The following is a 26,453-nucleotide window of genomic DNA, read 5'->3' on the forward strand; positions in this document are numbered from 1 at the left end:
TTACAAAATGTTTTCCATCAGAAGAAAAATATGGACTTGTATCGCAGATGAGACGTGCGGCTGTTTCCGTTTGTGCGAATATTGTTGAGGGATACAAGGGTAGAAGTAAAAAAAGATTACGCGCGGTTTATTGTTATTGCTGACGGATCGCTTGAAGAGTTGAAATATTATTTTATTTTAGGTAAAGATTTAAAATATATTCAAGAATCAGATTTTCAAGATTTAAATAAAATATCCGATGAAGTCGGAAGAATGCTTAAAGGATTTCACAAAACACTTATAGCTTAAAACTTATTACTTATAACTTTTAGAATTGGAGATCAAATGAAAGTTTTATTTTTGACACCACCGATTGCAGGATGGGTAACCCATGGAGACCATAAAGCACCAAATCAATATTATGCACAATTGGCAGCGTACGTTCGGTCAAAAAAAATAGCTGAGCCTGTCGTGCTAGATTGCAAAGCACTTGATTTGAATTATGATCAAATGATCACAGAAGTTAAAAAGATTAATCCTGATTTAGTTGTTATGGGAGACTTGCTTCACTCCTCAGGCGGTCTTGCTATTATTTGGCATTTTAATGAAAGCACAAGGCTTATTAAAGAGTCTTTGCCTGATACTAAGATTGCGGTTGGCGGGCTTTGGTATTCTGCTATTTATGAGCTTGAAATGAAAAAGAATCCACAATTAGATTTTGTTATGGTTGGTGAAGGCGAGCTGACACTTGAAGATTTGATTAATAATTTGAAAGATAAGAAAAAAGAATTTAAGGATATCGACGGACTTGTTTCAAGAGGTGATGATGGAAAAATTCACATTGGACCTCATCGAGGGCTTATTCCAGATATCAATGTGCTTCCTATGCCGGCTTATGATTTGTTCCCAATGGATAAATATGTGGGCCACACATATTGGAAGCCATTTGCAGAGCTTATGACGTCCCGCGGATGTCCAGGGGGATGTAACTTTTGTTATGAGTGGAGCATGTATGATCCTCGATTTAGTAAAACAGATTTTGTTTCTTGGCGAGGTTTTTCAGCTGAGCGTATTTGTAATGAGCTTGATCTTTTAGAAAAAACATATGGTGTTAATGTTGTTGTTATCCAAGATGATGCTTTTAATGTGGATCGAAATAAGGTTAAAGAATTTTGTGAGGAGAAAATTAGACGAGGTAATCAGGTTAATTGGATTTGTCTCGGACGTGCAGACGATTGGGCGAATCAGCTAGATCTTGTTCCTTTGATGGCAAAAGCTGGATTTTTCATGGGGCTGGTTGGCATTGAAGTGTCAACGGACGAAGAGCTTAAAGCTTTAGGAAAAGGAGTAACAATCGCACAAATCAAAAAAACTGTTTCAACTTTTCGGGAAAATAATGTTGCGACTGTTGGAACAGTTTTGATTGGACTTGAAGAAGATGATGAGGCGGCGATTAAAAAACGTTTAGAAGTGGCTGAAAGTATTGATCCGGATATTTTAGCGTTAGATTATGTGATCCCTGTTCCTGGTTCGCAGCCATGGGTTAAGGCTATTGAGAACGGATGGATCGATCCAGAAAATATTGATATTAAAACTTGGGATTTTCATCATCCAATTGTTCCCACGAAACATTTAACAATTGCTGATGTTGGGCGACTTGGAGGATGGTGCATGCGAGAATTTTATTCTAAGCCAGAGAGAATCCACCGTATTATGGAAAGCGATTATAGTGATCTGGTTAAGCTTTGCGTTAAAGATTTTATGAGCAATATTGCAAAGTTTGAGGCTGCCTCGAAAGGAGATAAAAGTTGATGTCTGATATAAAAGAAGAAATGCTCTGGGATGTGAAAATCCAAAAGAAATATGAAGAGATGATTTCAAAAATTCCTTTGTTTCATCGTGAAATTATTAATCAAGTTGTTCCAATAAAATCTCAAGATAACGCTAAGCAAAGAGGTTCTTCTGTGATTGAAGAGAAAGATGTTGTTTCAGCATTTTTGACTGAGGTTCCAAAAGCATTTTATAGCTTAATGATTCGCTTGATGGACGAAGTTGGATTTGATTACAAGGAATTGATATCAAATGGGAGCAAGAAATAAATGAATGTTGCTGTTGTTGGAGCAGGGGCTATTGGCTCGACGGTTGCGGCTTATTTGCATAAAGCTGGTGTTGATGTAACGCTTATCGGGCGTGCGAGTCAAGTGGATGTGATTAAAGAAAATGGATTAAAAATTTCTGGAGTACGAGGACAGGAAGTTTTTTATCTTCCCGTTGATACCGAACTTCGAGAAGAATTCTCCCTAGTTATTTTTACGACGAAAACACAGGATGTCACAGATGCCTGTCGGGCGAATTATGATTTTTTAGAACACAGTATTATTTTGACAACACAAAACGGTGTGCAGTCTGATAGTATGATCAGTGTTCATGTCGAAAAGGAAAAGGTGATATCTAGCATTGTGATGTTTGGTGCGACTTATGTTAAAGAAGGTGAGATTGTTTTTAATTTTGAAGGTGACTGGATTATTGGCAAACCTTATATGCCAAATGGCATGATTGTTGAAGATGTTTCAAAAATGCTGTCAAAAGCATTCTCGGTTATTATTACCGATGACATTGTTGGGATGAAGTGGCTTAAGCTTTTTGTAAATTTTAACAATTGCATTCCAGCTTTGGTTGGAAAATCGATGCAGGAAACTTTTGCTGATATGGATTTGTGTCGATTAAGTATTCGGCTTTTAAAAGAGGGCATTGATATTGTTAGCCGGGCGAGAATTGAGCTGGTGTCGTTGCCTAATTTTCCGGTTGATCGTATTTATGGGCTTTCTAAGATGCCTGAAGATCAAGCGGCAGGTATTATTAATCAGACTCTGACGACTCTTAGCAAAGAACCTTTGTATGGTTCGATTTTGCAAAGTATTATTAGAAAAAAGAAAAGTGAAATAGAATTTATTAACGGTGAGGTCGATGTTCTTTCTAAACAGATTGGCACACGTGCACCGCTTAATCGCAAAGTTGTTGATTTAGTTAATCAGGTTGAACAAAGTGGTAAGTTTTTTACTTTTGATGAAGTTAAGAAAGAATTTGGATTATAAATCATTGATCCCGACACCCTTCGGTTGCGGGATAAATTCGCAGACGGCCTTTGGCCTATGTTTTAAAAAAGTTAAGTTTTTTAAAGCATCTGCTTATTGAAGGAGATTAAAAAATGGCAAGACGAGTAGTGGTAACAGGGGTTGGCGTTATTGCGCCTAATGGAGTGGGTAACGAAGCCTGCTGGAATGGAATGGTCAATGGTGTTTCTGGCATTAAGCGTGTGACCGAATTTGATGTGTCAATGTTTATGACGCAAATTGCAGCTCAAGTCCGAGATTTTGATCCGATTAAACTAGGATTAACGCACGACGAGGCGCTTCGCATGGACAGGTATGTTCAATTCGCTGTTGTGGCTGCGCGCATGGCTTTAGAAGATTCTAAATTAAGTTTAGAGGCTGTTGACAGAGAGCGCATGGGAGTATCTTTGGCAAATGCAATTTGTGGAACAAAATATATGGAAGAAGAATTTGCTCTTGTAACCGATAGCGGAAAAGATGCGATTGATCCAGTAAAAGTTCGCCCGGATCTTTATGACGCTGCAATGTTTAATACACCGTCGAGTGAAATTTCTGCAAAGTATGGACTTAAGGGAATTTGCAACACAATTTCTACTGGTTGCACGGCTGGAACAGATTCTGTTGGTTTTTCTTTTGAAGCGATCCGTGATGGTGATGCTGATATTATGATTACAGGTGCTAGTGAGGCGCCGATTACGCCGATTACATTCGGCGCGTTTGATGTGGTTAACGTTTTAGCGACTCGTAACCATGAACCAGAAAAAGCATCTAGGCCTTTTGATAATGAGAGAAATGGGTTTGTTATTTCTGAGGGGTGTGGGATTCTTGTTCTTGAGGATCTTGAGCATGCCAAAAAACGTGGGGCAAAGATTTATTGCGAAGTCATTGGTTTTGGAACAACATGTAATGCGTATCATATGACCGATCTTCCGTCAGATGGAGAGCCTATGAAAGATTGCATTTGCCTGGCAATGGACGATGCTGGAATAAAGCCAAAAGAAATCGATTATATCAATGCGCACGGTTCATCGACAAGACAAAATGATGTGTTTGAAACGAATGCTTATAAGATGGCTTTAGGTGATCAAGCTTATAAAATTCCAATTAGTTCTTTGAAGTCAATGATTGGTCATCCTTTAGCAGGAGCTAACGGCGTGGAACTGGCCATTGGAGCACTTATTTTTGAGCGCAATATCTTGCCACCAACGATTAATCAAACGACGCCAGATCCAGATTGTGATTTAGATTATGTTCCAAATGTGGCACGAGAAAAGGTCGTTAATTGTATGCTTAAAACATCAAGCGGTTTTTCCGGTGTTCATTCGGCAATGGTTTTAAGGCGATATGAAGGTTAAATGAAAGGTAATAACAGATGAAAAAGATTTCTATTACAGGTTTAGGGATTGTCACTCCAAGCGGTATTGATAAAAGAAAATTTTGGGCTAATATTAAGGCCGGACGTTCTGCTGTTAAAACAATTGAGCGTTTTGAATCTTCTCGATATCCGTCTCATATTGCAGGGCAAGTTCACGAGTTGGATGCTTATAGCAATGTGTCGTCACGCCTTTTAAAGAAAATTGATTTGTTTTCTCATATGGCATTGGTGGCTTCAGAAATTTCTTTAAAAGATGCGGGCATTGATATGGCTAAAGAGAATTTGAAGCGTGCTGGTATTTTTGCGGGCAATGCGATTGGTGGATGGCTTTATGCTGAGACAGAGCTTCGAGATATGTATTTAGAGGGACGTGAGGGTGTTAGTCCTTTTATGGCATCGGCTTGGTTTCCAGCAGCACCGCAAGGGCAGATTTCAATTCATTATCAAATTAAAGGATATTCAAAGACGATTGTTTCTGACCGAGCAAGTTCTTTGATGGCGATTGCTTATGGGGCAAAGAATTTAAATGATGGCAAAAATGATTTTATTCTCGCCGGTGGAATGGAAGCGCCAGTGTCTCCTTATGGGCTTTTGTGTTGCAACACCTCCGGTGTTTTAACAAAACGCAATGATACGCCGGAGACTGCTTATCGTCCGTTTGATAAAACGCGGGATGGAATGGCGATTGCCGAAGGTGCCGGTATTTTGATTCTTGAAACGGAGGAGCGTGCAAAAAAACGAGGGGCAACTGTTTATGGAAATATTATTGGTTATGGAACAACGACGGATGGAGTTGATCGTATTGAGCCGGCTAAAGATGGTTTTGAGCTAAGTCGTGCGATTCAAATGGCATTAAAAGACGCAAATCTTGAACCAAATCAAATTGATTATATTTGTGCTGATGGGGCGGGTACGCAAATCGGTGATGTGACAGAGACGTTGGGTATCAAAAAAGCGTTTGGTCCGCATGCTAAGAAGATTCCTGTTTCAGCGCCAAAATCTATTTTTGGAAATATGTTAGGGGCCTGCGGGTCTGTGGATGTGGCAACAACACTTTTGGCAATGGAACATAATCTTGTTCCTCCGACGATCAATTTACAGAATCCAGATCCTGAATGCGATTTGGATTATTGCGCGAATGGCGCTCAGGAAAAAGAAATTAAGCGTGCGCTTGTTATTAATCGTGGTCGTGGCGGAATTAACTGTGCATTAATTCTCGAAAGGGGGTAATTTTGCAATCAAAACCATTTGTTATTTTTATTTTAATTCTTGTCTCATGCTTGGCTATTGTAGGATGGTATTTGTTGGAAGCGCAGATGTCTATGACTAATTCTGGGGATTATTCTAGCGCTGAAACCATGCATGCACAACAAGGAGTTCAGGACGTAAGAGGAAATAAAAATGCTGAGAATTTTTCACAGTGGTTTGAGCGAAAAGTTTCGATTGTCGTTAATTTTGTTTTACAGCATATTCCAGTATCTTTTGAATAAATAAAATAAATGAAAGGAAAAAAAATGAGTTTAGAAGAAAAAGTAAAAGCAGTTTTTAAAGATGTTTTGGAAATTGGACCAGAAGAAATTAAGCCAGACGAGAAGATGGATATTTGCTTGGGGCTTGATTCAACGGAAATGGTTGAGATTACTGTCGCACTAAAAAGGGCATTTAATTTGGATATTCCAAACAATGGATTTAAAAAAACATTGACGTTTAATGAGCTTGTTGAATCAATAAAGGCTATGGGAGTCGAATAATGATTATTGATTTAAGCCTTCCTATCGATGATACGTTAGAGGAAACGCATGGCGCTAAGATTGACCGCATTACGCACTGTGAAGGGGTTGATCATTTTAATTGGGTTGTGATGGGCAAACAGCCAGGTGGAAAAGAGCGCTTTGAAAAAGGTGAGAGAGTTGTAAGCGCGGATGAAATTCCTGATGGCGAAATGCTGGGCCTTGAAATTGTTCATTCGTCGGTTCACATGGGAACACATGTGGATGCGCCATATCATTATGGCAGCATGTGTGAAGGTAGGCCTGCTAAAAAAATTAACGATGTTCCTTTGGAGTGGTGTTTTTCAGACGGGGTTGTTTTGGATTTTACGCATATGAAATTTCCTCAGACGATTTCTAAAGATGATGTTGTTGCAGCGCTTGAGAAAATTCAATATGCATTAAAGCCCTTGGATATTGTTTTGTTTTATACCGGTGGAGATAAGAATTTCGGAAAGCCGGAATATATTTCAGAATATCTTGGCGTTGAGCCGCAGGCTGTGGAATATCTTTTAGATCATGGGATTAAGATGATGGGTGTTGATACGTTGGGTTTGGACAAGCCATGTTTTGGAATGTTTAAAGAATTTTTAGATACGCGACAAAAAGATAAGATTTGGCCGTCACATTTTCTTGGGCGCAAAAGAGAATTTTGCCACATGGAACGATTGGCCAATTTGGGTGCGATTCCAAAACCATTTGGATTTAAAATATCGTGTCTGCCTGTTAAAATTCGAGAGGCCGGTGCTGGTTGGTGCCGTGCAGTCGCTATTTTAGATTAAATAAAGTGGCGACCGTTTAAAATGTGGAAACCTTAAAACAAGAGGAGGAGAAATGAATTGTCCAGCATGTAAAACAGAAATGGTTGAGAAAGATTTTGGAGGTACCAAAGTAGACGTTTGCGAGAACGGATGCAAAGGAATTTGGTTTGATTGGCTTGAATTAGAAAAATTAGATGAAAAACATGAAGGTCTTGGTAAGGCTTTAGACGAGGCACTTGGAAGTGATCGACATAAGGATGATAATCGAGGGCAAATTGCTTGTTCAAAATGTAATCAGTTGATGGTGGCCCATCTTTATAAGGCATCAAAAATGGTTACAGTTGACGAGTGTTATGCTTGTGGCGGATTCTTTTTAGATTCTGGTGAGCTTGAAGTTATCAGAGAAAGCTTTATGGATGAGAAAAGCAGAGAAGAATATGTTGCTCAGCTTTTAGCACAAGAGCCGGCTTATCTTGAATTTTACAACACTCTTGATGAGAAAAAGAAAAGCATTAATCCTGGAGCTGTTAAACGGGCTGCTGCTATTAATAAAGTTGTCGATATCATTACAAGCAAGTTTAGCGCGTAAGCATTAAACATTGATTAGTCCCGATTCGACTACTGGGCTGCAGTTTTGAAGGGAATCCTTAACTCGCTTGCGCTTGTTAGGATTAATTCGTCTAACAGTTTTATATTCGACGAGGCTCTATAAAACTGAGGCTCATTAAAATTCACACGGCTGACTTGACGTCGCCTAAAAGAGGCTCCGTTAAGTTAGACATTCATTGAAAGGAATAAATAATGGGACACACAGTAAATAGTATAGTCATTGATGCACCATATGAAAAAGTTTTTGATACGTCGAATAATATTGAACGCTGGACTGAGCTCTTCGGCGGAGAATATGTTAAGGCGGATGTGTTGAGCCGCGTTGGCAATCGCATCGAATTTCGTTTGACAAACAATGAAGGCCAGTCATGGACATCGTTTCGCCTTCTTTATAAGGAGCATAATTTTGCTTATGCGCAAAAAAATGAACCGACATTTCCGTTTAAGCACATGAAAATTATTTGGCTTTATACAGAAGTTGAAGGTGGGGTTTTGATGACATGGATCCAGGATTTTGAAGTTGATCCTAAAGCGAAATTTACAGATGCTCAAGTTGTTGCTGGTGTCAATGAACATTCGCAGCATAATTTGAAGATTTTTAAAGAAGTTATTGAAAAAGAGGCAGAAGATTAATACGAAAAAAATTGTTTATGCACTTTTGTGTTTAAATTGTATTGTCATATCATTTAATGTTGCGGCCATTGCGGCAGCCATCCCAGGGATTGCCGCAAATTTGCATTTACCAAGTTTTTTGGTTTCGCGTATTATTCCCGCTTATATGATTCCGTATGGCATTGGTGCGCTTTTGTATGCCCCCTTGGCGCGATATTTTTCCTTTCGTTTTGTAATGGCTTTTTCTATGGGGTTGTATGCTTTGGGTAGTTTGTTGTGTGCGCAGATTGTTTCTATTGATCATTTTGTTATTGCGCGTATTTTTTGCGGCATAGCAGGTGCAGGCGTTATTCCTTTGGGTTTGATTATTATAGGAAAAATGTTTGAAAAGAAAGTCCGCGGTCGGCTTGTGGGGTTGTTTTTCGGATGTAGTTTTGTTTCTTCTGTGGCTGGCGTTTTGCTGAGTGGGATAGCAGATTGGCGATATTTGTTTTATATTCCTTTTATATTGGGTCTTTTGGCATCTTTCCTTATATTTATAGCAAAATCCGACATCTTAGAGCTTAAAGAAAAAAATCCTGTTAATTATTTTAATATTATATATAATATTAAAATACGAAATATATTTATATTTATATTTATTATTAGTTTTCTTTATCATGGTCTTCATAAATGGTTTGGTGTTTATTTGAACCATGATTATGGTTTAGATCAGCTGTCAATCAGTTTGATCTTTATCTTAATGGCAGTTCTTGGATTTGCCGGACAAATTTTAGGTGGATTCATTTCGGATCAGCGCGGAAGATTGATGTCTTGTTTTGTTGGAATATTAATTTTAGGCGCTTCAGCAATGTTGTTGGTTGGGCATTATCCGATTTGGATTTTAGCGATTATCTTAGGGGCAACATCGATAGGATGGACTGTGGGGCATAATGGCGCGTCGACGGCGCTAACCGATTTTCCAGAGGAAAATCGCGCAGAAGTTGCCAGTCTGAATTCATCAGTGCGATTTTTGTCAGGCGGATTAGGATTTTTGGCAACAGCACCATTTGTAGAGAAGAGTTTTGGCGTTACATTCTTAGGTATTGGTGCTTTGATGTTTTTATTAATTTTATTTGTTCGCAAAGCTATTAGCGAGCATTAAATATTTCTTTAGGAGAAAATAGTATATGGACTTAAAAGGAAAAAATGTCGTTATAACGGGTGCAAGCAAGGGAATCGGAAAAGCTGTGGCGATGCGTTTAGCCGAAAATGGCGCAAATCTTGTTTTGGCTGCGCGGACACAATCAACGTTGGATGAAACAGTCAAAGAAATTAAAGCCAAGACTGGCGCTAAGGTTCTGGGTGTTGCATCAGATGTTAGCAAATTAGACGATCTGAAGAAAATCGTCGATACCGCCAATAAAGAGCTTGGGTCAATTGATATCTTGGTTAACAATGCTGGAGTTTCAAGCCAATATCCGTTTGAAAAGCAACCTCTAGAAGATATCGAACGACTTGCTCACACAAATTATTTAGGATATGTTCGTCTTATTCGACTTGTGATTGAGCAGATGATTGAGCGAAAAAGTGGATCTATTATTAATATGGTTTCAGGATCAACTTTATGTGATCCTATTCCAAAAACATTTGTAACCTATAGCTCTTTGAAAGTAGGTTTGCGCGCATTTTTAAAAGGTTTGTTTTGGGAGATGCGTGATCATAATATTAAAGTTACCTCCATTTTACCCGGTGTTGTGGATACGGGATTAACAGATAAATTAGACAATATTACGCAAGAACAGAAAGATCGTTTGATGTCGCCCGACGTTGTTGTGGATATGGTGATGTTTGCGCTTTCTGTTCCGGCCAACACTTGTCCTTTGGAGTTGGCGGTGATTAATCAGCAAACGCCGTGGATAAAGCCTGTGATTGACTATAGTCAAAAGCAGGCCAAATAATAATCCTGATCCGCTGTTTGATTTCAGTTTTTTAGGATTAACCTAGCCTGCCGATAGGTGGGTTCGCGTAGCAAACTTGGCGTTGTTATTAACTCCGCAAGTTTGACGCTCATTAAAGAAAGAGAGGGGGTGAGACGTTATGGATAAAACAGTCAAGACCTTCAAGAAGAATAAGTTTCAAGAGATCCGTGTTGGCATAAGAGAGTACAAAGGAAACGATCTCGTCGACATTCGTACGTGGACGATGACGCAAGGAACGGATGAGATGGTTCCAACGTCAAAAGGCGTTTCAATGAACATTCATCTTGTAGGTGAATTAAAGAAAGCCATTGAAGACGTAGAAAAAACACTTAAAGAAAGTTTAATGCTCTAGTGCCGAGTACCGATAATTTAAATATTATCGAGGGATTAACAATGTCCGGAATTATTGATTTTCATAGTCATTATATTCCGCCAGAGATTGCGAAAAATACTGCTTTTTTTAAGAATTATTGGTCTGATATTGAGGGGCAATTAAGGACTATGGACCAAAATGGCATCGAGCGTTCTTTTCTTTTTTACCCTGCTACTGATGCTCATCTGAATATGGGAGGATGGAGCAATGTCTGTCGGATTTACAACAAACAAATATCAAATATCGTCCAGGCTTACGATGATCGTTTTGTAGGTGCCGGAATTTTACCTATTGACACTTCTAAAGATTTCTTAGACGAATTAAAACGCATCAAGGATTTAGATCTTAAAATTCTTTCATTAGCCTCGAGTTATGATGGTAAGTATCTAGATGATGAGATATTTTTTCCAGTTTATCAATTTTGTCAAGACAATAATCTTCCTGTTCATATTCATCCTCAAATTATCAATCCTATTGGGGAGACCCAAGTTAAGGATCCTCTTTTGACGCCTGTTTTACAATATATGTTAGATGTTTCGGTCTGCTTAGGAAAGATGATGATGGCTCAAGTATTTAATAAATTTCCAGATGTTAAGTTTGTTTTTGCTCATTATGGAGGAGTTGTCCCATTTCTAAAAGAGCGATTTGATAATACTTATATGATGCTTCGCAAACGTAATTTTGTTAAAGACATTGGAAGAAATCCAAGTGAATATTTTAAAAATTTATTTTTTGATACAAGTGGTTCGAAATCGCTGGGAGCATTGGCTTGTGCTTTAGAAGTTGTTTCGCCGGATTGCATTTTTTTTGGTAGCGATTCTCCTGCTAATCAGGATGTTGCTGGATCGATTAAAATGATTCAGTCCTCGTCGATAACTGAAGAGGACAAGCAGTCCATTTTAAGGAAAAATGCCCTGAATTTATTGCTTGCAAAAGCATAGAAGTAGTGTAGAATATCTTATCATTAGGCGCGTAAGTGCTTTCTTTTGAACAGACTTACAAATATAATAAAAAAACTTGACAAAGACAGAGCTCTCTGTTATTCTTGTTGCTCTGTGCTAGTCACAGTTTTTGTTTTTTCGTTCTTTAGATATATATGCCAAGTTTATTCTGGAGAGTTTGATCCTGGCTCAGAGTGAACGCTGGCGGCGTGGATTAGGCATGCAAGTCGAGCGATCCTTGCTGGGCTTTTATTGGAGTGCTTGCACAAAGATAAAAGACTGGCGCTGGATAGCGGCAAACGGGTGAGGAACACGTGAGTAATTTGCCTCTAAATCAAGCATAGCTTCGTGAAAACGGAGGTAATTCTTGATAGTATCTTTTTATCGCATGATTTTAAGATTAAAGGCGGGGACCTTTTAGGCCCGCCGTTTAGAGATGAGCTCGCGTCCTATCAGCTTGTTGGTGGGGTAACGGCCTACCAAGGCATTTGACGGGTAGCTGGTCTGAGAGGATGGTCAGCCACACTGGGACTGAGACACTGCCCAGACTCCTACGGGAGGCTGCAGTCGAGAATATTTAGCAATGGGCGAAAGCCTGACTATGCGACGCCGCGTGAGGGATGAAGGTTTTCGGATCGTAAACCTCTTTTGTTAGGAAAGAATATTTTAGACCTAATACGTCTAAAACTGACGGTACCTGACGAATAAGCCACGGCCAACTCCGTGCCAGCAGCCGCGGTAATACGGAGGTGGCAAGCGTTACTCGGAATCATTGGGTGTAAAGGGCAGGTAGGCGGTTTAATAAGTGAGGGGTGAAAGCTTCCGACTCAATCGGGAAATTGCCTTTCAAACTATTAAACTTGAGGACGGTAGAGGAAAATGGAATTCTCAGTGTAAGGGTGAAATCTGTGGATATTGAGAAGAACATCAACGGCGAAGGCAATTTTCTAGGCCGTCTCTGACGCTAAACTGCGAAAGCTAGGGGAGCAAACAGAATTAGATACTCTGGTAGTCCTAGCCGTAAACGATGAGCACTAGGTGTTGGTCCTTCACGGGATCAGTGCCGCAGCTAACGCATTAAGTGCTCCACCTGGGGACTACGGCCGCAAGGCTAAAACTCAAAGGAATTGACGGGGACCCGCACAAGCGGTGGAACATGTGGTTTAATTCGATGCTACGCGAAAAACCTCACCAGGGTTTGACATGCAAGAAGTAGTGAACTGAAAGGGGATCGACCTGTCAAATCAGGAGCTTGCACAGGTGCTGCATGGCTGTCGTCAGCTCGTGTCGTGAGATGTTGGGTTAAGTCCCGCAACGAGCGCAACCATTGTCTTTAGTTGCCACCATATTTAACCTTCGGGTTTAATATGAGCACTCTAAAGAGACTGCCTGGGTTAACCAGGAGGAAGGCGGAGATGACGTCAAGTCAGTACGGCCTTTATGCCCTGGGCTACACACGTGTTACAATGGCTGGTACAAAGGGTTGCCAACCCGCGAGGGGGAGCTAATCTCAAAAAACCAGCCCCAGTTCGGATTGGAGTCTGAAATTTGACTCCATGAAGCCGGAATCGCTAGTAATGGTAGATCAGCACGCTACCGTGAATACGTTCCCGGGTCTTGTACACACCGCCCGTCAAGCGATGGGAGTTGGTAGTACCCGAAGTCCTATGTAGATAGGCCGAAGGTAAGACCGGCGACTGGCGCTAAGTCGTAACAAGGTAGCCGTACGGGAACGTGCGGCTGGATCACCTCCTTTCTATTTTCTTTATTTATTTAGAGAAAACCAGAAAGATCTTTTGTATAATTATCCAGGATACTCTTGAGGATGAACTTGGCTTTTATTTTGTTGGATGTTGGGACCGGCATGCGAAGTTATGGGCCCGTAGCTCAGTTGGTTAGAGCACCGTGCTGATAACGCGGGGGTCAGTGATTCGACTTCACTCGGGCCCACCATACTTTCCAGCTGTCCTAATTAAAGAAGTTTTAGATTGCATTGATTCTTCCTAATTAATGCTGTAAAGAAATCAACGCGTACTTAAACTGATCTAAATTTTTTATTAGAGAAATTTGGACTGCACTAAAATAATATTTTGACATAATAAATTTGGTGCGTCCTAAAAACTACTATTATTTGAACATTTAGAAGTTTTTGGGGCTGTAGCTCAGCTGGGAGAGCACCTGCTTTGCAAGCAGGGGGTCAGGAGTTCGATCCTCCTCAGCTCCACCAATATTTAAAATATTTTCGCATGCTTTTGATGCATGCTTGCTTGTTCTTTGACAATTATTGTAATAGGTGATAAAACTACATAGAGTCGAGAGTAATCTCGATTGCTTTGTCTTGTACAAAGTAATTTAAAATTTGGTCAAGCTACTAAGGGTTTATGATGAATGACTTGGCAGATTAAGGCGATGAAGGACGTGGTAAGCAGCGATATGCTTCGGGGAGCCGCAAACAGGCTTTGATCCGGAGGTTTCCGAATGGGAAAACCCATCTCGAGTCATGTCGAGATATCCTGTGTTGAATAAAATAGGCATGGGAAGCGAAACGAGGTGAATTGAAACATCTAAGTAACCTCAGGAAAAGAAACCGTAAGGGATTCCCCCAGTAGCGGCGAGCGAAAAGGGAAAAGTCTAAACCTGCCATTTATGGCAGGGGTTGTGGGACCTCAATGTGGGATTTGGATAGATAGAAGAAATGCTTGGAAAGGCATACCAAAGAAGGTGAAAGTCCTGTATTCAAAATTTTGAAGAACTCTAGAGGTATCCCAAGTACTGCGGAGCACGAGAAATTCCGTAGGAATCTAGCCTGACCATAGGCTAAGACTAAATACTAAAATCTGACCGAAAGGGAACTAGTACCGTGAGGGAAAGTTGAAAAGAACCCCGGTGAGGGGAGTGAAATAGAACCTGAAATCATAAACCTACAAGCGGTCGAAGCCCTATGCATATCTTCGGGTATGAATGGGTGACGGCGTACCTTTTGCATAATGGACCGACGAGTTACTGCATGCTGCAAGCTTAAGTTCTTTTGGAACGGAGGCGTAGCGAAAGCGAGTCTTAATAGGGCGAAATTAGTATCATGCAGTAGACCCGAAACCACGTGATCTATCCATGGCCAGGTTGAAACTCTGAGAAATCAGAGCGAAGGACCGAACCCACTTCAGTTGAAAATGGAGGGGATGAGCTGTGGATCGGAGTGAAAGGCTAATCAAACGTGGCAATTGCTGGTTCTCCTCGAAATAGTTCTAGGACTAGCCTCGGACAATAGATAACGGGGGTAGAGTTACTGAATAGGCTAGGCGCCCTACCAGGCGACCAACCCTAACCAAACTCCGAATACCGTTATCCGTACTCCGGGAGTCAGACACTGGGGGCTAAGCTTCAGTGTCGAAAGGGTAAGAGCCCAGACCATCGGTTAAGGTCCCTAATATAGACTAAGTGGTAAAGGAAGTGAAGTCACACAGACAGCCAGGATGTTGGCCCAGAGGCAGCCATCATTTAAAGAGTGCGTAACAGCTCACTGGTCGAGTGATTTTGCGCCGAAAATGATCGGGGCTTAAGTCTATAACCGAAACCATGGCTTTCTTTTTTCTACCGAAAAAAGAAGGGGTAGAGGAGCGTTCTGCTAAGCGTTGAAGGTGTACCGTAAGGAGCACTGGAGTAAGCAGAAGTGACAATGTCGGTATAAGTAGCGAAAACTACGGCGAGAAACCGTAGCGCCGAAAATCCAAGGTTTCCTGGGGAAGGTTAATCCGCCCAGGGTTAGTCGATCCTAAGTCGAGGCCGAAAGGCGTAGGCGATGGATATCCGGTTAATATTCCGGAACTGGCTATAAACGTTATCAGCTTAAAGTGACGCAGGAGGATAGATGAGCGAAGTGTTGGATGTCTTCGTTTAAACCCATAGTTTCGCAGAAATGCGAGATGAGAGGTGATGGGGACCCTGAGGTACGCCAAAGGGGAAGTCATTGATTCCACGCTGCCAAGAAAATCCTTTAAGTGAGTATTATAGCCATTCGTACCGTAATCCGACACAGGTAGATACCCAGAATATGGGAAGGCGCTCGAGATAACTCTCCTTAAGGAACTCGGCAAAATAGCCCCGTAACTTCGGGATAAGGGGTGCCCAAGAAGTGAATTCCCTTGCGGAACTAAGCTTTTTGGGTCACAGTAAAGACGTCCGGCTGACTGTTTAGTAAAAACATATCACTCTGCAAAGTCGTAAGACGACGTATAGGGTGTGACACCTGCCCGGTGCTGGAAGGTTAAGGGAAGGGGTGCGATCTTCGGATCAGGCTCTGAACTGAAGCCCCAGTAAACGGCGGCCGTAACTATAACGGTCCTAAGGTAGCGAAATTCCTTGTGGGGTAAGTTCCCACGCGCACGAATGGTGTAACAAGTTGGATACTGTCTCAAGGAGAGACTCGGCGAAATTGTAGTGGCAGTGAAGATGCTGCCTACCCGCACCAAGACGAAAAGACCCCGGAACCTTTACTGCAATCTGGTATTGAATTTGAATTCTGCTTGTGTAGAATAGGTGGGAGACTATGAAGGCGCAGCGTTAGCTGTGCTGGAGTCATCAGTGAAATACCACCCTCTTAGTGTTTAGATTCTAACTTTGACCCTTGAATCAGGGCAAAGAACATTGCCAGATGGGCAGTTTGACTGGGGCGGTTCCCTTCTAAAATGTAACGAAGGGGTCCAAAGGTCTCCTCAAGACGGTCGGCAATCGTCTGTAGAGTATAAAGGCATAAGGAGGCTTGACTGCGAGTCCGACAGGACGAGCAGGTACGAAAGTAGGGCTTAGTGATCCGGTGGTACAAAGTGGAATGGCCATCGCTCAACGAATAATAGGTACTCCGGGGATAACAGGCTGATCGCGCTCGAGAGTTCATATCGACAGCGCGGATTGGCACCTCGATGTCGGCTTATCGTATCCTGGGGCTGTACAAGGTCCCAAGGGTCCGGCTGTTCGCCGGTTAAAACGGTACACGAGCTGGGTTTAGAACGTCGTGAGACAGTTCGGTCTCTATCTGGTGTGGGCGTACGATACTTGAAGAGGATCTTTCCTTAGTACGAGAGGACCAGGAAAGACGAACCTCTGGTGTTCCAGTTATCCTGCCAAGGGTAATGGCTGGGTAGCTACGTTCGGAAAGGATAAGCGCTGAATGCATATAAGTGCGAAGCCCCCCTCAAGATTAGGTATCGTTTCCCCTCGGGGATGAAGGCACCTTGTAGACTACGAGGTTGATAGGCTGTAAGTGTAAGATCAGTAATGATTTCAGCTAAACAGTACTAATCTGCCGAATGCTTGATCTTTTTAAGTATTACTTACTTAAGACTTTATAGGTATTATCGCCTATTACAATAATTGTTAGAATTTCCAAAAGATATGTCCAGTAGCATTGCTGAAGGGGCAACACCCGTTCCCATTCCGAACACGGCCGTTAAGCCCTTTGAGGTCGATGGTACTACCTTCGCAAGGAGGCGGGAGAGTAGAACGTTGCTGGACTTAAACTAAACCCCATGTTGTCGTAAGATGACATGGGGTTTTTTATACGATGAATTTGATGAGGTCAGTGTTTTTTAAAAGAAATCTTAAGCCTGTTTTATTGCATGAATTGTTTTAAGAATTTTTTCTTGACAGCTTTATTTGTTATGCTAATCTTTAACTAAACAAATATTTAGCTTAGCTAAACATTAGAGGATTTGATGAACAAAAAAGGAAAGATAGCAAAAGAAATTCTGGAAATTTTTCCAGCCTTTATAAAGAAAATCAATCAGGGTATGACTAAAACAGGAGAGATCCCGTCGGCACAAATGAGTGCGATTATGATTCTTGCCGATAAAAATCAGTGCACGCTTGGGCGCTTAAGCAAGGATATGGGTGTTACGGCGCCAACGGCAACAGGCATCGTTGATCGGCTTTACAAGTCTGGATATGTTAAGCGGATTCGAAGCCAAGAAGACCGTCGCATTGTCAATATTACATTGACAGCCAAGGGCAAGAAGGCTAAAAAAAACATTCATAAAATGGCTACACAACGTTGGCGAGTGATTTCAAATATTCTTTCTTTGAAGGATCAAGAAATGCATATTCGTATTTTAAAAAAGATTGTTAAGGGTTTGGATGAATATTATGAGAAATAAGATTTCTTTAAGTTTTTTTATTCTTTGTATCCTTGGTGTTTTTTGTCTTTCTGCTTTTGCTCAGACTAGTATTGATCGCATTGTTGCAGATAGCCTTTCGCTTGGGAAGCCATATGTCCTTTCTTTAGATGAAGTTAGTCAGATTGCTTTGCGAAATAATTTTGATATTCAGATAGCGCGTTATGATGCCGAGATTGCTAAAACAAAAAAAGGGGAAGCACAGTCTATCTACGATACTGTTCTGACTGCGGAAGCGGCGTATCGTAAAGATAAAAGTGCCAAGACATCGAGTTTTTCTGGAAGCAGATCTGTGACCAATGATTATGATGTAGGTATAAACAAGAAGCTACCAACGGGAACTACTTTAAGCTTGGACCAAACAAACAATCGCACTTGGACTGATTCTTCTTATGTGACAACAAATCCTTCCCATGATTCTTCTTTAGGTTTTACAGTAAGCCAAGATTTGGGAAGAAATTTCTTTGGTATTCAAGATCGAGGCGACATTAAGGTGACGCAAATTGATATTCAGAATTTACAATATGTTTCGTTGGGTAAGATCGAACAATCTTTGTCTGATGTGCAAATAGATTTTTGGGGTTTAGTGTTGGCGCTTGATTTTGTAAAAATAGAGAAAGACATGCTGGTTCAAGCAGAGCGGCTTTATCTAATTAATAAAGAAAAGCTTGCTGATGGGCTAGTCGAGCAGCCAGATTTTTTAGCATCAGAGGCAAACTATAAACAACGCGTTGCCGATGTTTGGGTTGCTGAAAATAGCGCAAAGACAAGGATGAATGCATTAAAATTAGGTTTAAATTTAACACAAGATATGTCTGATATCATGCCTGCCAATGATTTGATTTTGCAAGAACAAGAGTCGAGAATTGAAACATCTTTAATCAATGCCTTTGAACATCGTCGAGATTATAGACAGGCTCTTAATGATGTTCGAATGCGTAATATTAAACTTTCTATGAAGAAAAACAATGCTTGGCCAGAAATTAATCTTAGTGCATCGATGGCGCGCAATGGATTAGGTGATAATTTTAAAGAGTCCATCGAGAATATTTCTAGAGAAGATCATCCTGATTTTTTAGCACTGCTAAAGGTAAGCGTTCCTTTGGAAAATAGAAAAGCTAAGTCACAATTAAAGAAAGCAGAGCTCGAGAAGGCCCAAGCGCTTGTTGCTCTCAAGATGACAGAGAGAACCATCATGATCAATGTTGTCGATCAGGTTCGACTTTGCAACACATTGTTTGCAAAAGCAAAACAGCAAAAAGAAATTGCAGAGCTTCAGAGCAAGAAACTTCAAGAGCAAGAAAAGATTTTTAGTTATGGTCGAAGCGATGTTGATACAATTATTCGATATCAGCAGGATGCTCTTGTGGCTGAAAAGCAGGCGTCGCAATCTTTGTTTGATTATCAGGCATCTTTGATTGATTTAAAGGTTCAAGAAGGTGTTTTGCTGCAACAGTATTGGCAAGAGGGAATATAAATTAAGGAAAACTCCCGCTTCTTGCTTTCGCAAGAAAGCAGCGGGAGTAAATTCGGCCTGCAAGCTTACGTCATTGATATTCCGTAAGCTTGGGCCTCATTTATGGCAAGGAGAGATTTAAAGTGAAGATTGCCGAATTTTCAGTTAAGAATTCAACATTAGTAAACTTGATATCTTTTTTGATTATATTCATTGGGATATTTTCCATGTATAATTTACGAAAAGAGGCTTTTCCTTCGGTTGATTATGATATGGTTACGGTTACAACGTCTTATCCTGGAGCGCCTGCAAACGACGTCGAGAAACTTGTTACAATCCCTATTGAGAAAGAAATTAAAGGCATTAGTGGTATAAAGGAAATAAACGCGATTTCTGAGGAAAGCGTTTCTACTATAGGAATAGAGATCGATTCGAAAACAACGGATAAGAAGCAAGTAGTCGATGATATTGAGCGTGCTGTGGCTAGAGTTCAAAATTTGCCCGAAGGGGTAAAAGATGATCCGTATGTGTTTGAAATTAAAAGCAAGGAAATTCCTGTTCTTGAAATTTCGATTAGCGGCGATATCCCTGATGTTAAGCGCAGAGAGTACGGAGAAAATTTAGAGGATCTAATCCTTGATGTTTACGGTGTCGCGAGCATACGACGAATGGGATGGCTAGATCCTCAATTCCAAGTTGAAGTAAATCCTCAAAAATTAAAAGAATATCATGTTTCAATCAATGAGATAATCAATGCCTTGAAGGCAAAGAATATTACTTTGCCTGGAGGACATCTGACAACAGAGCAGGAAGAATTTAATGTTAGAACAACTGGAGAGTTTAATACGATTGAAGAGATTCAAGAGGTTGTTGTGCGTTCTAACGACATGGGTAATCATTTAAAAGTCCACGATATTGCTAATGTTGTCAAAACTTTTGAGGACGAAGAAAGCATCGCACGCACAAACGGAAAACGTACACTTGGAATGGTTGTCATAAAGTCTGAAGGCGCGGATATCGTAAAAGTCGTCAAAAAGGTTAATGATGCCATTGACCAATTTAAACAAATATTACCTAAAGGTGTTGATGTCACGACGGCAAATGACATGTCTTTTTATGTTAAAAGACGGTTAGGGGTTCTTCGCACGAATGGCTTTATTGGATTTTTTTTAGTTGTTGTTGTCTTGTTTTTGTTTTTAGATCCTGTTCCTGCGCTTATGACTGCCATGGGAATTCCCATTGCTTTATTTACAACATTTTTTTGTATGCATATTTTCGGCGTTACGGTTAATCTTGTTTCGATGCTGGGGCTTATTATTGTTTTGGGCATGATTGTCGATGACGGGATTATTGTGTCCGAAAATGTGTATCGTTATGTTGAGTCCGGCATGTCCCCAAGAGAAGCCGCTATTAAAGGAACAAATGAGGTTGTTGCTCCAATCACGGCTGCTGTTTTAACAACTTGTGCGGCATTCGCACCGTTACTTTTTATTCCAGATATTATGGGAAAATTTATTAGACAAATTCCGATTGTTGTAATGATTGCCTTAGGCGCATCGCTTTTGGAAGCATTTATTATTTTGCCTTCTCATTTGGCCGAATTTGTAAAAGGGCAAGAATTCAAAAAACATGTCAGTGAGAAGCGAAAAGAAAAAAAATGGTTTGAGAAAATAAATAATTTTTATCTTCGCATATTGAAATTTACGCTTAAAAATCGTTATGTCGTGCTTGGCTCTGTCGTTATTTTTTGTGTTTTTGTTATCGCCTTTGCTGCGAACACCATGAAGGTGGTATTGTTTACGGGTGAAGGAATAGAAGATTTTTATATTCGAGCTGAGGCAAAAGTTGGTACCCCTCTGAAAAAAATGGAGGAGCTAATTTTGCCAGTTGAGCAGCTTATTGAAACTATTGATGCGAGCGAACGAGATTCGTACAGAACTTATATTGGAGAAATTTCTAATGAACGTGGATTTGATCCAAATTCAAAAAAAGGATCATATTTTGCGCAATTAACCGTCTTTTTAACGCCAGCACAAGAAAGACAACGAACACAGAAGGAAATTATTAATTTTTTACGCCCTAAATTAGAGAAGATTCAAGGATTTGATAAGCTTTATTTTTATGCTCAAAAAGAAGGCCCGCCAACTGGACGTGCGATAGAGCTTGGTGTTAAAGGCGATGATCTTGAAGTTCTTGAGGCCATTTCTAATAAAATTGTTAAGTTTTTAGAGAATGTGAAAGGTGCTAGTGACGTTTCAAGTAACTATGTTTTTGGAAAAAAAGATTTAAGAGTTATTGTAGATGAAGAAAAGGCGAATAAATATTTTTTAAATGTTAATGATATTGCATTGACAGTTAGAAGTACTTTTTATGGTGGGAAAGCCACAGCGGTTAAACCTCTTAAAGCTGAGGATGAAATCGATGTTTTAGTGCGTTTTCCGCAAGAATATAGAAATGATATTAATGTGTTTGATGATATTTTAATTGAAAATAAAAGAGGTAGCTTGGTGCCTTTAAAATCTGTTGCGTCGATAAAAGAAAAAGAGGGCTTGTTTTCAATTGCTCATCTTGATGGCAAGCGGGTGGTTTGGATAACCGGGGATGTCGATGGCAAGAATGCAACTTCATTTTCTGTTAATGAATTGCTTAAAAAAGAATTTTCTAATATTGAAAATGAATATCCTGGATATTTCTTGAAGTTTGGTGGTGAATATGAAGAGCAAAAAGAAACTCAGGCAAATTTGTTGTTTTCTCTTGTTGTTGCGCTTTTCTTGATTTTTATTATTTTAACGGCAGTATTCGGTTCACTCTTGCAGCCATTTATTGTTATGACTGCCATCCCGTTTGGAATCGTGGGTGTTCTTCTTGTTTTTATGGCTCATGGAAGGCCTTTGACGTTTCTTGCTCTTATGGGGTCTGTTGGTCTAACCGGTATTGTTGTTAATGATTCTGTTGTCTTGGTTGATTTTATCAATAAGTTAAGAAAAGCTGGAAATGATCGAAGGGAATCATTGATTGAGGCTGGAAGAGTAAGGCTGCGTCCAGTTTTGATGACTACGATTACAACCATTGCTGGTTTGGTGTCTGTTGCTTATGGTATTGGAGGCGGTGATCCATTTTTAAAGCCTATGGGCTTGGCCTTGATTTGGGGACTCTTTTTCGCAACAGGGCTGACTTTAATTATGGTTCCTTGTATTTATGCGATTGTTGATGATTTCTCAGAAAAAGTTTTTCATCATGCTACAATTAAAGTTAATGGGGATATGGCGCAATAGTTATTTTATAGAGACAGTTTCTTTTGATGAAAAGTATATTGGAAACATCCTGCGTAGGAAGGAATGTTGAAAAGCATGAGAAATATGACAAGTGAAGAGGCAATAGCGATATCGGCATAAAAAAATGATTTGATCATTTTCCATTCATAAGAATGTCCGACAAAAAGAAGGGTGACTCGTATGATAAAAAGTGATTTCCATATAAAGGTATTTAAAAAACGTTTTTGAAAAATAAATAAGTATAACGGAATAAGAGATAATCCGTCTATAACAATGCTTCCGATATTGAAGGCGTACCAAATAAAATAAGTTTTTTTAAAAGCAATTAAAATTTGGTAGTATTGATCGATGACAGAGTCTCGGGTAAGCAGGCTTATGAGATTATTGATAACTGGGAAGCAATAAATAAAAAAGTAGATTTTCCAGAGCCAGTGAATTTTCTTTTTCATGAAGGTATTATGCCACAATTTCTTGAAGAAATTTATTCTTTTTATCAATATTTACAATTTTCTTTTCTTTACTGATATTTTAGGATAAGATGAATATATAAATAAATTGAAATATTTGCTCGATTGCTAGAATGCAATTTTGTAGATATAAATTCACGCAGGCTGACTTGACGCTCGTGTCAGTCGCGTAAGTCAGGCGTTCGTTTAGGGAAACCCCGCGTCGTTTAAAATCGTTTTGGGGTAAATTCGCTCAACAAATTTACGTTACTAACGTGCCACACGTGCTTAAGCGCAGTGTAAGTATAAAATTGGAGCTCATTAGGGATTCCGACACACTTCGTGCGCGGAATAAATTCGACCTAGAGACTTGTGTCGCATTTAAGAATGCTCCACAAGCCAAAGGACTCATTTATGAATCAAGAATTTGATAATGTTGTTGATAAGATTTGTGTTAAAGATAACCGCTATAAGAGGGAAGCTTATGAGTTTGTTATGGAGGCGCTTAGCTTTACACAAAAAAAGTTTCGTCGCTCCAAGCATGTTGCTGGTAAAGAACTGCTGGAAGGCATCCGCCAACTTTTGGAAGATAAGTTTGGACTAATGGTTTTAACGGTTTTAGAACACTGGGGTGTTAAGACAACTGAAGATTTTGGTCATATTGTTTTTAATCTTGTTGAGAATAAAATTTTAAGTAAGACTGAAGAAGACACATTGGAAAGTTTTCAGCAGGCTTATGATTTTCATGAAGTTTTTCATGTTGGGTATAAAAAGCGATTTGAAAAGCAAGTCAGCCGCATGAGAAATTTTTAAGAATTTCTTATCGTATCCTACCAAAGTGTTAACATCTAATTTTGTCATGGTGAAAAATTTAAGAGAAATTTCTGTTCAATTTATTAAAGGCGTTGGGCCACAGCGTAAAAAAACTTTTGAGCGTCTTGGTGTTTTTAATGCAGAGGATCTTTTGTATCTTTTTCCGCGTCGTTATGAAGATAGAACAAGCATGACGCCATTGTCTGAGCTTAAAGTTGGTGAGTGGCAAACTGTTAGCGGTAAGGTGCTAAAACAGTCGGGTCGAAAGAGTTGGCACACCAAAAAGCATGTTTATGAGATGCAGGTTGGCGATGATCATTCTCGAGTTTTTTGTGTCTGGTTTAATCGTCCTTATCTTGATCGTTATTTTGAGGTGGGCCAGCAAGTGGTTCTTTATGGAAAAGTTGATATTTATAAAGATCGTTTACAGCTCGTTTCGCCGGACTACGAAATTATTACTGACGATGAAGAGGATCGCTCTTTAAGCGTTGGGCGCATTGTTCCTATTTATCCTTTGACGCGTGGCATAACACAGCGTTATATTCGAAAAACAATTAAACGTTGCTTAGATAAATATGCAGTTTTTGCTCAAGATGTTCTTCCGGATAACCTTCGAAAAAAATATAAACTCGATAATCTTGTTAAAAGTTTATGGAATATTCATTTTCCTGAAGACGAAAAGAAAAAAGTGATTGCATATAAGCGGGTTTCTTTTGAGGAGTTCTTTTTATTTCAAATTTCTGTTTTGTTGCGTCGTCTAAATATTGTTCAGAAAAAAGGAATTGTGCATCGCATCACGGAGGACTTTTATCAGGAGTTTTTAAACCTTTTTAGTTTTGATCTGACTGCGGCACAGAAAAAAACAATTCAGGAGATCATAAGTGACTTGACAGCGATAAGTCCGATGCATCGACTTTTGCAGGGGGATGTTGGGTCAGGTAAAACTTTGGTTGCTTTTTTTGCATGCTTGGCAGCTGTTAAAAATGGACATCAAGCTGCCTTAATGGCTCCAACCGAAATCTTGGCACGGCAACATTATGAAGTTCTTAAAAAGATAATAGAGAATTCACCGTTTTGCAATACCCGCATTGAAATTTTAATAAATGAAACTGATAAGAGGGAAAAAGAAGAAATTATAAGCCAGGTAAAAAAAGGAAAAGTTGATGTATTGATTGGAACACATGCTTTGATTCAGCAGGGTGTTGAGTTTAAAGATTTAAGTGTTGCCATTATTGATGAGCAACACAAATTTGGTGTTCGTCAACGCGCCTTGCTTTCCGCAAAAGGAAAAAGCCCAGATGTTTTGGTTATGACCGCAACACCAATTCCGCGCACTTTGTGCTTGACGTTGTATGGTGATTTGGATGTTTCAACGATTGATGAAATGCCTGTTGGCCGAGGTAAGATTGAGACAATGTTATTTTCTCATAATGATGCGTTTAGCGCATATAAAATAATTAAAGAATCTATTGAAAGCGGACAACAAGCATACATTGTATATCCAATTATTGATGAGTCTGAAAAGTTGGATCTGAAATCTGCAGAACAGATGTTTAGGCAGTTTAAGAGAGAAGAATTTAAGGATTTTCGGTTGGGACTTTTGCATGGGCAAATGAAAAAACATCAAGCACAAGATGTTATGCACAAGTTTAAGCAAGGTGAGATTCAGATTTTAGTGGCGACAACTGTTTTAGAGGTTGGTGTTGATGTGCCAAATGCAACAGTTATGCTTATTGAACATGCTGATCGCTTTGGGCTTTCACAATTGCATCAACTTCGGGGGCGTATCGGACGTGGGCGGTTAAATTCAAAATGTTTATTGATCTCAGAGCCAACAACGCAGGAAGGCCAAGCACGTTTGGATGCAATTTTATCAACTAACGATGGATTTGAGATTGCACAAAAAGATTTTTTGATTCGTGGTCCTGGAGAGTTTTTTGGCCGACATCAGCATGGACTTAATGAGCTGAAAGATGCAAATCCTCAAGCACAAATGGATATTCTAGAGCTAGCAAGGGTTGAGGCGATTGATTTGACAAAACAAGATCCGGAGTTGAAAAAATCAACAAATACTGGTATAAAGGATACAATACTTAGAAGATATCCTAACTATTTGGCGAATATTTTATCGGGTTAGATAAGAATCCTGCTTAGCTACTGGGTCGCAGCTTCGCAGGATAAATTCACACAGGCTGACTTGATGTCGCCTAAAGGTTCCATAAGTCAGGTGTTCATTTATGAAAATATTAAGCGGAAAACTAAAAGGTCGTAATTTCTACATGCCACATGGCATTCGTCCGACATCGGATATTATCCGAAAGTCGGTTTTTGACATTTTAGGTCAAGAACTAGATGATTTAAGTTTTTTAGATCTTTTTGCGGGAAGCGGGGCTATGGGATTTGAGGCGATCTCGCGTGGGGCCAAAAATGTTATTTTTGTCGAGAAAGATATCAAATGTTTCAAGGTTCTTGAAGAAAATATGGCGATTCTTGAGATGCCGTACCAACAGCGAAAAGATTGTTATTTTGATCTTTTTAAGCTTGATTCGTTTGCCGCGATCAAGGAATTTGCAAGAAAAAAGAGACAATTCGATATTATTTTTATTGACCCACCTTATAGTCGAGAACTGGCAAAAAAAGCCTTGAAAACCTTATGTGCACATGATATAGTATTTTCCAATTCTCTGCTAGTGTTTCAGCATGATAAGAGGGAAGATTTACCGGACCAACAAGGCCGGTTTTCGCTTTTTAAGACTAGAAAATATGGCGCCTCTTTGGTGAGCATTTATAGGAGCAGTTAATA

21 protein-coding genes, 2 tRNA genes and 3 rRNA genes are annotated in these 26,453 nt (G+C 39.9%); all 26 read left to right on the plus strand.

Annotated elements, in window-relative coordinates:
* Nucleotides 1-324: 324 nt before the first annotated feature.
* The 26 genes from PHY73_06045 to rsmD all read left to right on the plus strand — a co-directional run bounded on the left by PHY73_06045 (nt 325) and on the right by rsmD (nt 26,451).
* Nucleotides 325-1,791, plus strand: coding sequence for a radical SAM protein (locus tag PHY73_06045; protein ID MDD3375267.1), 1,467 nt, complete (start codon nt 325-327; stop codon nt 1,789-1,791).
* Entirely contained in the window at nt 1,791-2,078 is a 288-nt protein-coding gene (locus PHY73_06050) for a hypothetical protein (GenBank protein ID MDD3375268.1), read from the plus strand. The genes PHY73_06045 and PHY73_06050 overlap by 1 nt, the downstream gene beginning before the upstream one ends.
* Entirely contained in the window at nt 2,079-3,074 is a 996-nt protein-coding gene (locus tag PHY73_06055) for a 2-dehydropantoate 2-reductase (protein ID MDD3375269.1), read from the plus strand.
* 113 nt (nt 3,075-3,187) lie between these two features.
* Nucleotides 3,188-4,447 carry a beta-ketoacyl-[acyl-carrier-protein] synthase family protein gene (locus PHY73_06060; protein MDD3375270.1) on the plus strand — a complete coding sequence of 420 codons (1,260 nt, stop codon included), beginning with the start codon at nt 3,188-3,190 and terminating at the stop codon, nt 4,445-4,447.
* 17 nt (nt 4,448-4,464) lie between these two features.
* The gene (locus PHY73_06065; protein MDD3375271.1) at nt 4,465-5,697 is read left to right on the plus strand and encodes a beta-ketoacyl-[acyl-carrier-protein] synthase family protein; all 1,233 of its coding nucleotides are present in this window, start codon (nt 4,465-4,467) and stop codon (nt 5,695-5,697) included.
* A 2-nt stretch (nt 5,698-5,699) separates the two neighbouring features.
* Complete coding sequence (locus tag PHY73_06070; protein ID MDD3375272.1) at nt 5,700-5,957, plus strand: hypothetical protein; 258 nt, start codon at nt 5,700-5,702, stop codon at nt 5,955-5,957.
* Between the two features lie 24 nt (nt 5,958-5,981).
* On the plus strand, nt 5,982-6,218 hold the full coding sequence (locus PHY73_06075; protein MDD3375273.1) for a phosphopantetheine-binding protein: 237 nt from the start codon (nt 5,982-5,984) through the stop codon (nt 6,216-6,218).
* On the plus strand, nt 6,218-7,018 hold the full coding sequence (locus PHY73_06080) for a cyclase family protein (protein ID MDD3375274.1): 801 nt from the start codon (nt 6,218-6,220) through the stop codon (nt 7,016-7,018). The genes PHY73_06075 and PHY73_06080 overlap by 1 nt, the downstream gene beginning before the upstream one ends.
* Before the next feature lie 52 nt (nt 7,019-7,070).
* Nucleotides 7,071-7,586 carry a zf-TFIIB domain-containing protein gene (locus PHY73_06085; GenBank protein MDD3375275.1) on the plus strand — a complete coding sequence of 172 codons (516 nt, stop codon included), beginning with the start codon at nt 7,071-7,073 and terminating at the stop codon, nt 7,584-7,586.
* 212 nt (nt 7,587-7,798) lie between these two features.
* On the plus strand, nt 7,799-8,239 hold the full coding sequence (locus PHY73_06090) for an SRPBCC family protein (protein ID MDD3375276.1): 441 nt from the start codon (nt 7,799-7,801) through the stop codon (nt 8,237-8,239).
* Entirely contained in the window at nt 8,217-9,362 is a 1,146-nt protein-coding gene (locus tag PHY73_06095) for an MFS transporter (GenBank protein MDD3375277.1), read from the plus strand. The genes PHY73_06090 and PHY73_06095 overlap by 23 nt, the downstream gene beginning before the upstream one ends.
* 25 nt (nt 9,363-9,387) lie before the next feature.
* Nucleotides 9,388-10,158: an SDR family NAD(P)-dependent oxidoreductase gene (locus tag PHY73_06100; GenBank protein MDD3375278.1), complete on the plus strand. Its 771-nt coding sequence runs from the start codon at nt 9,388-9,390 to the stop codon at nt 10,156-10,158.
* A 139-nt stretch (nt 10,159-10,297) separates the two neighbouring features.
* Nucleotides 10,298-10,531 carry a transcriptional coactivator p15/PC4 family protein gene (locus PHY73_06105; GenBank protein MDD3375279.1) on the plus strand — a complete coding sequence of 78 codons (234 nt, stop codon included), beginning with the start codon at nt 10,298-10,300 and terminating at the stop codon, nt 10,529-10,531.
* 41 nt (nt 10,532-10,572) lie between these two features.
* Complete coding sequence (locus PHY73_06110; GenBank protein MDD3375280.1) at nt 10,573-11,493, plus strand: amidohydrolase family protein; 921 nt, start codon at nt 10,573-10,575, stop codon at nt 11,491-11,493.
* 166 nt (nt 11,494-11,659) lie between these two features.
* Nucleotides 11,660-13,249 (plus strand): 16S ribosomal RNA (locus PHY73_06115).
* 120 nt (nt 13,250-13,369) lie between these two features.
* A tRNA-Ile gene (locus tag PHY73_06120) sits at nt 13,370-13,446 on the plus strand.
* A 198-nt stretch (nt 13,447-13,644) separates the two neighbouring features.
* Nucleotides 13,645-13,720: transfer RNA gene (locus PHY73_06125), tRNA-Ala, on the plus strand.
* A 134-nt stretch (nt 13,721-13,854) separates the two neighbouring features.
* Nucleotides 13,855-16,811 (plus strand): 23S ribosomal RNA (locus PHY73_06130).
* Nucleotides 16,812-16,887: 76 nt separating this feature from the next.
* Nucleotides 16,888-17,004: ribosomal RNA gene (gene rrf, locus PHY73_06135) — 5S ribosomal RNA — on the plus strand.
* Together the 16S, 23S and 5S rRNA genes with 2 tRNA genes alongside form the textbook arrangement of a ribosomal RNA operon.
* A gap of 200 nt (nt 17,005-17,204) precedes the next feature.
* On the plus strand, nt 17,205-17,642 hold the full coding sequence (locus PHY73_06140) for a MarR family transcriptional regulator (protein MDD3375281.1): 438 nt from the start codon (nt 17,205-17,207) through the stop codon (nt 17,640-17,642).
* The gene (locus tag PHY73_06145) at nt 17,632-19,137 is read left to right on the plus strand and encodes a TolC family protein (GenBank protein MDD3375282.1); all 1,506 of its coding nucleotides are present in this window, start codon (nt 17,632-17,634) and stop codon (nt 19,135-19,137) included. The genes PHY73_06140 and PHY73_06145 overlap by 11 nt, the downstream gene beginning before the upstream one ends.
* A gap of 122 nt (nt 19,138-19,259) precedes the next feature.
* Nucleotides 19,260-22,391 carry an efflux RND transporter permease subunit gene (locus PHY73_06150; GenBank protein ID MDD3375283.1) on the plus strand — a complete coding sequence of 1,044 codons (3,132 nt, stop codon included), beginning with the start codon at nt 19,260-19,262 and terminating at the stop codon, nt 22,389-22,391.
* 332 nt (nt 22,392-22,723) lie between these two features.
* Nucleotides 22,724-22,915, plus strand: a complete 192-nt coding sequence (locus PHY73_06155) for a hypothetical protein (GenBank protein MDD3375284.1) — start codon at nt 22,724-22,726, stop codon at nt 22,913-22,915.
* 336 nt (nt 22,916-23,251) lie between these two features.
* Nucleotides 23,252-23,650, plus strand: coding sequence for a hypothetical protein (locus PHY73_06160; protein ID MDD3375285.1), 399 nt, complete (start codon nt 23,252-23,254; stop codon nt 23,648-23,650).
* A gap of 46 nt (nt 23,651-23,696) precedes the next feature.
* Nucleotides 23,697-25,787: an ATP-dependent DNA helicase RecG gene (recG, locus tag PHY73_06165; GenBank protein ID MDD3375286.1), complete on the plus strand. Its 2,091-nt coding sequence runs from the start codon at nt 23,697-23,699 to the stop codon at nt 25,785-25,787.
* Between the two features lie 100 nt (nt 25,788-25,887).
* On the plus strand, nt 25,888-26,451 hold the full coding sequence (rsmD, locus tag PHY73_06170) for a 16S rRNA (guanine(966)-N(2))-methyltransferase RsmD (GenBank protein MDD3375287.1): 564 nt from the start codon (nt 25,888-25,890) through the stop codon (nt 26,449-26,451).
* Nucleotides 26,452-26,453: the final 2 nt, after the last annotated feature.

This window comes from Candidatus Omnitrophota bacterium, from assembly GCA_028693815.1.
Classification (GTDB): domain Bacteria; phylum Omnitrophota; class Gorgyraeia; order Zapsychrales; family Aceulaceae; genus Aceula.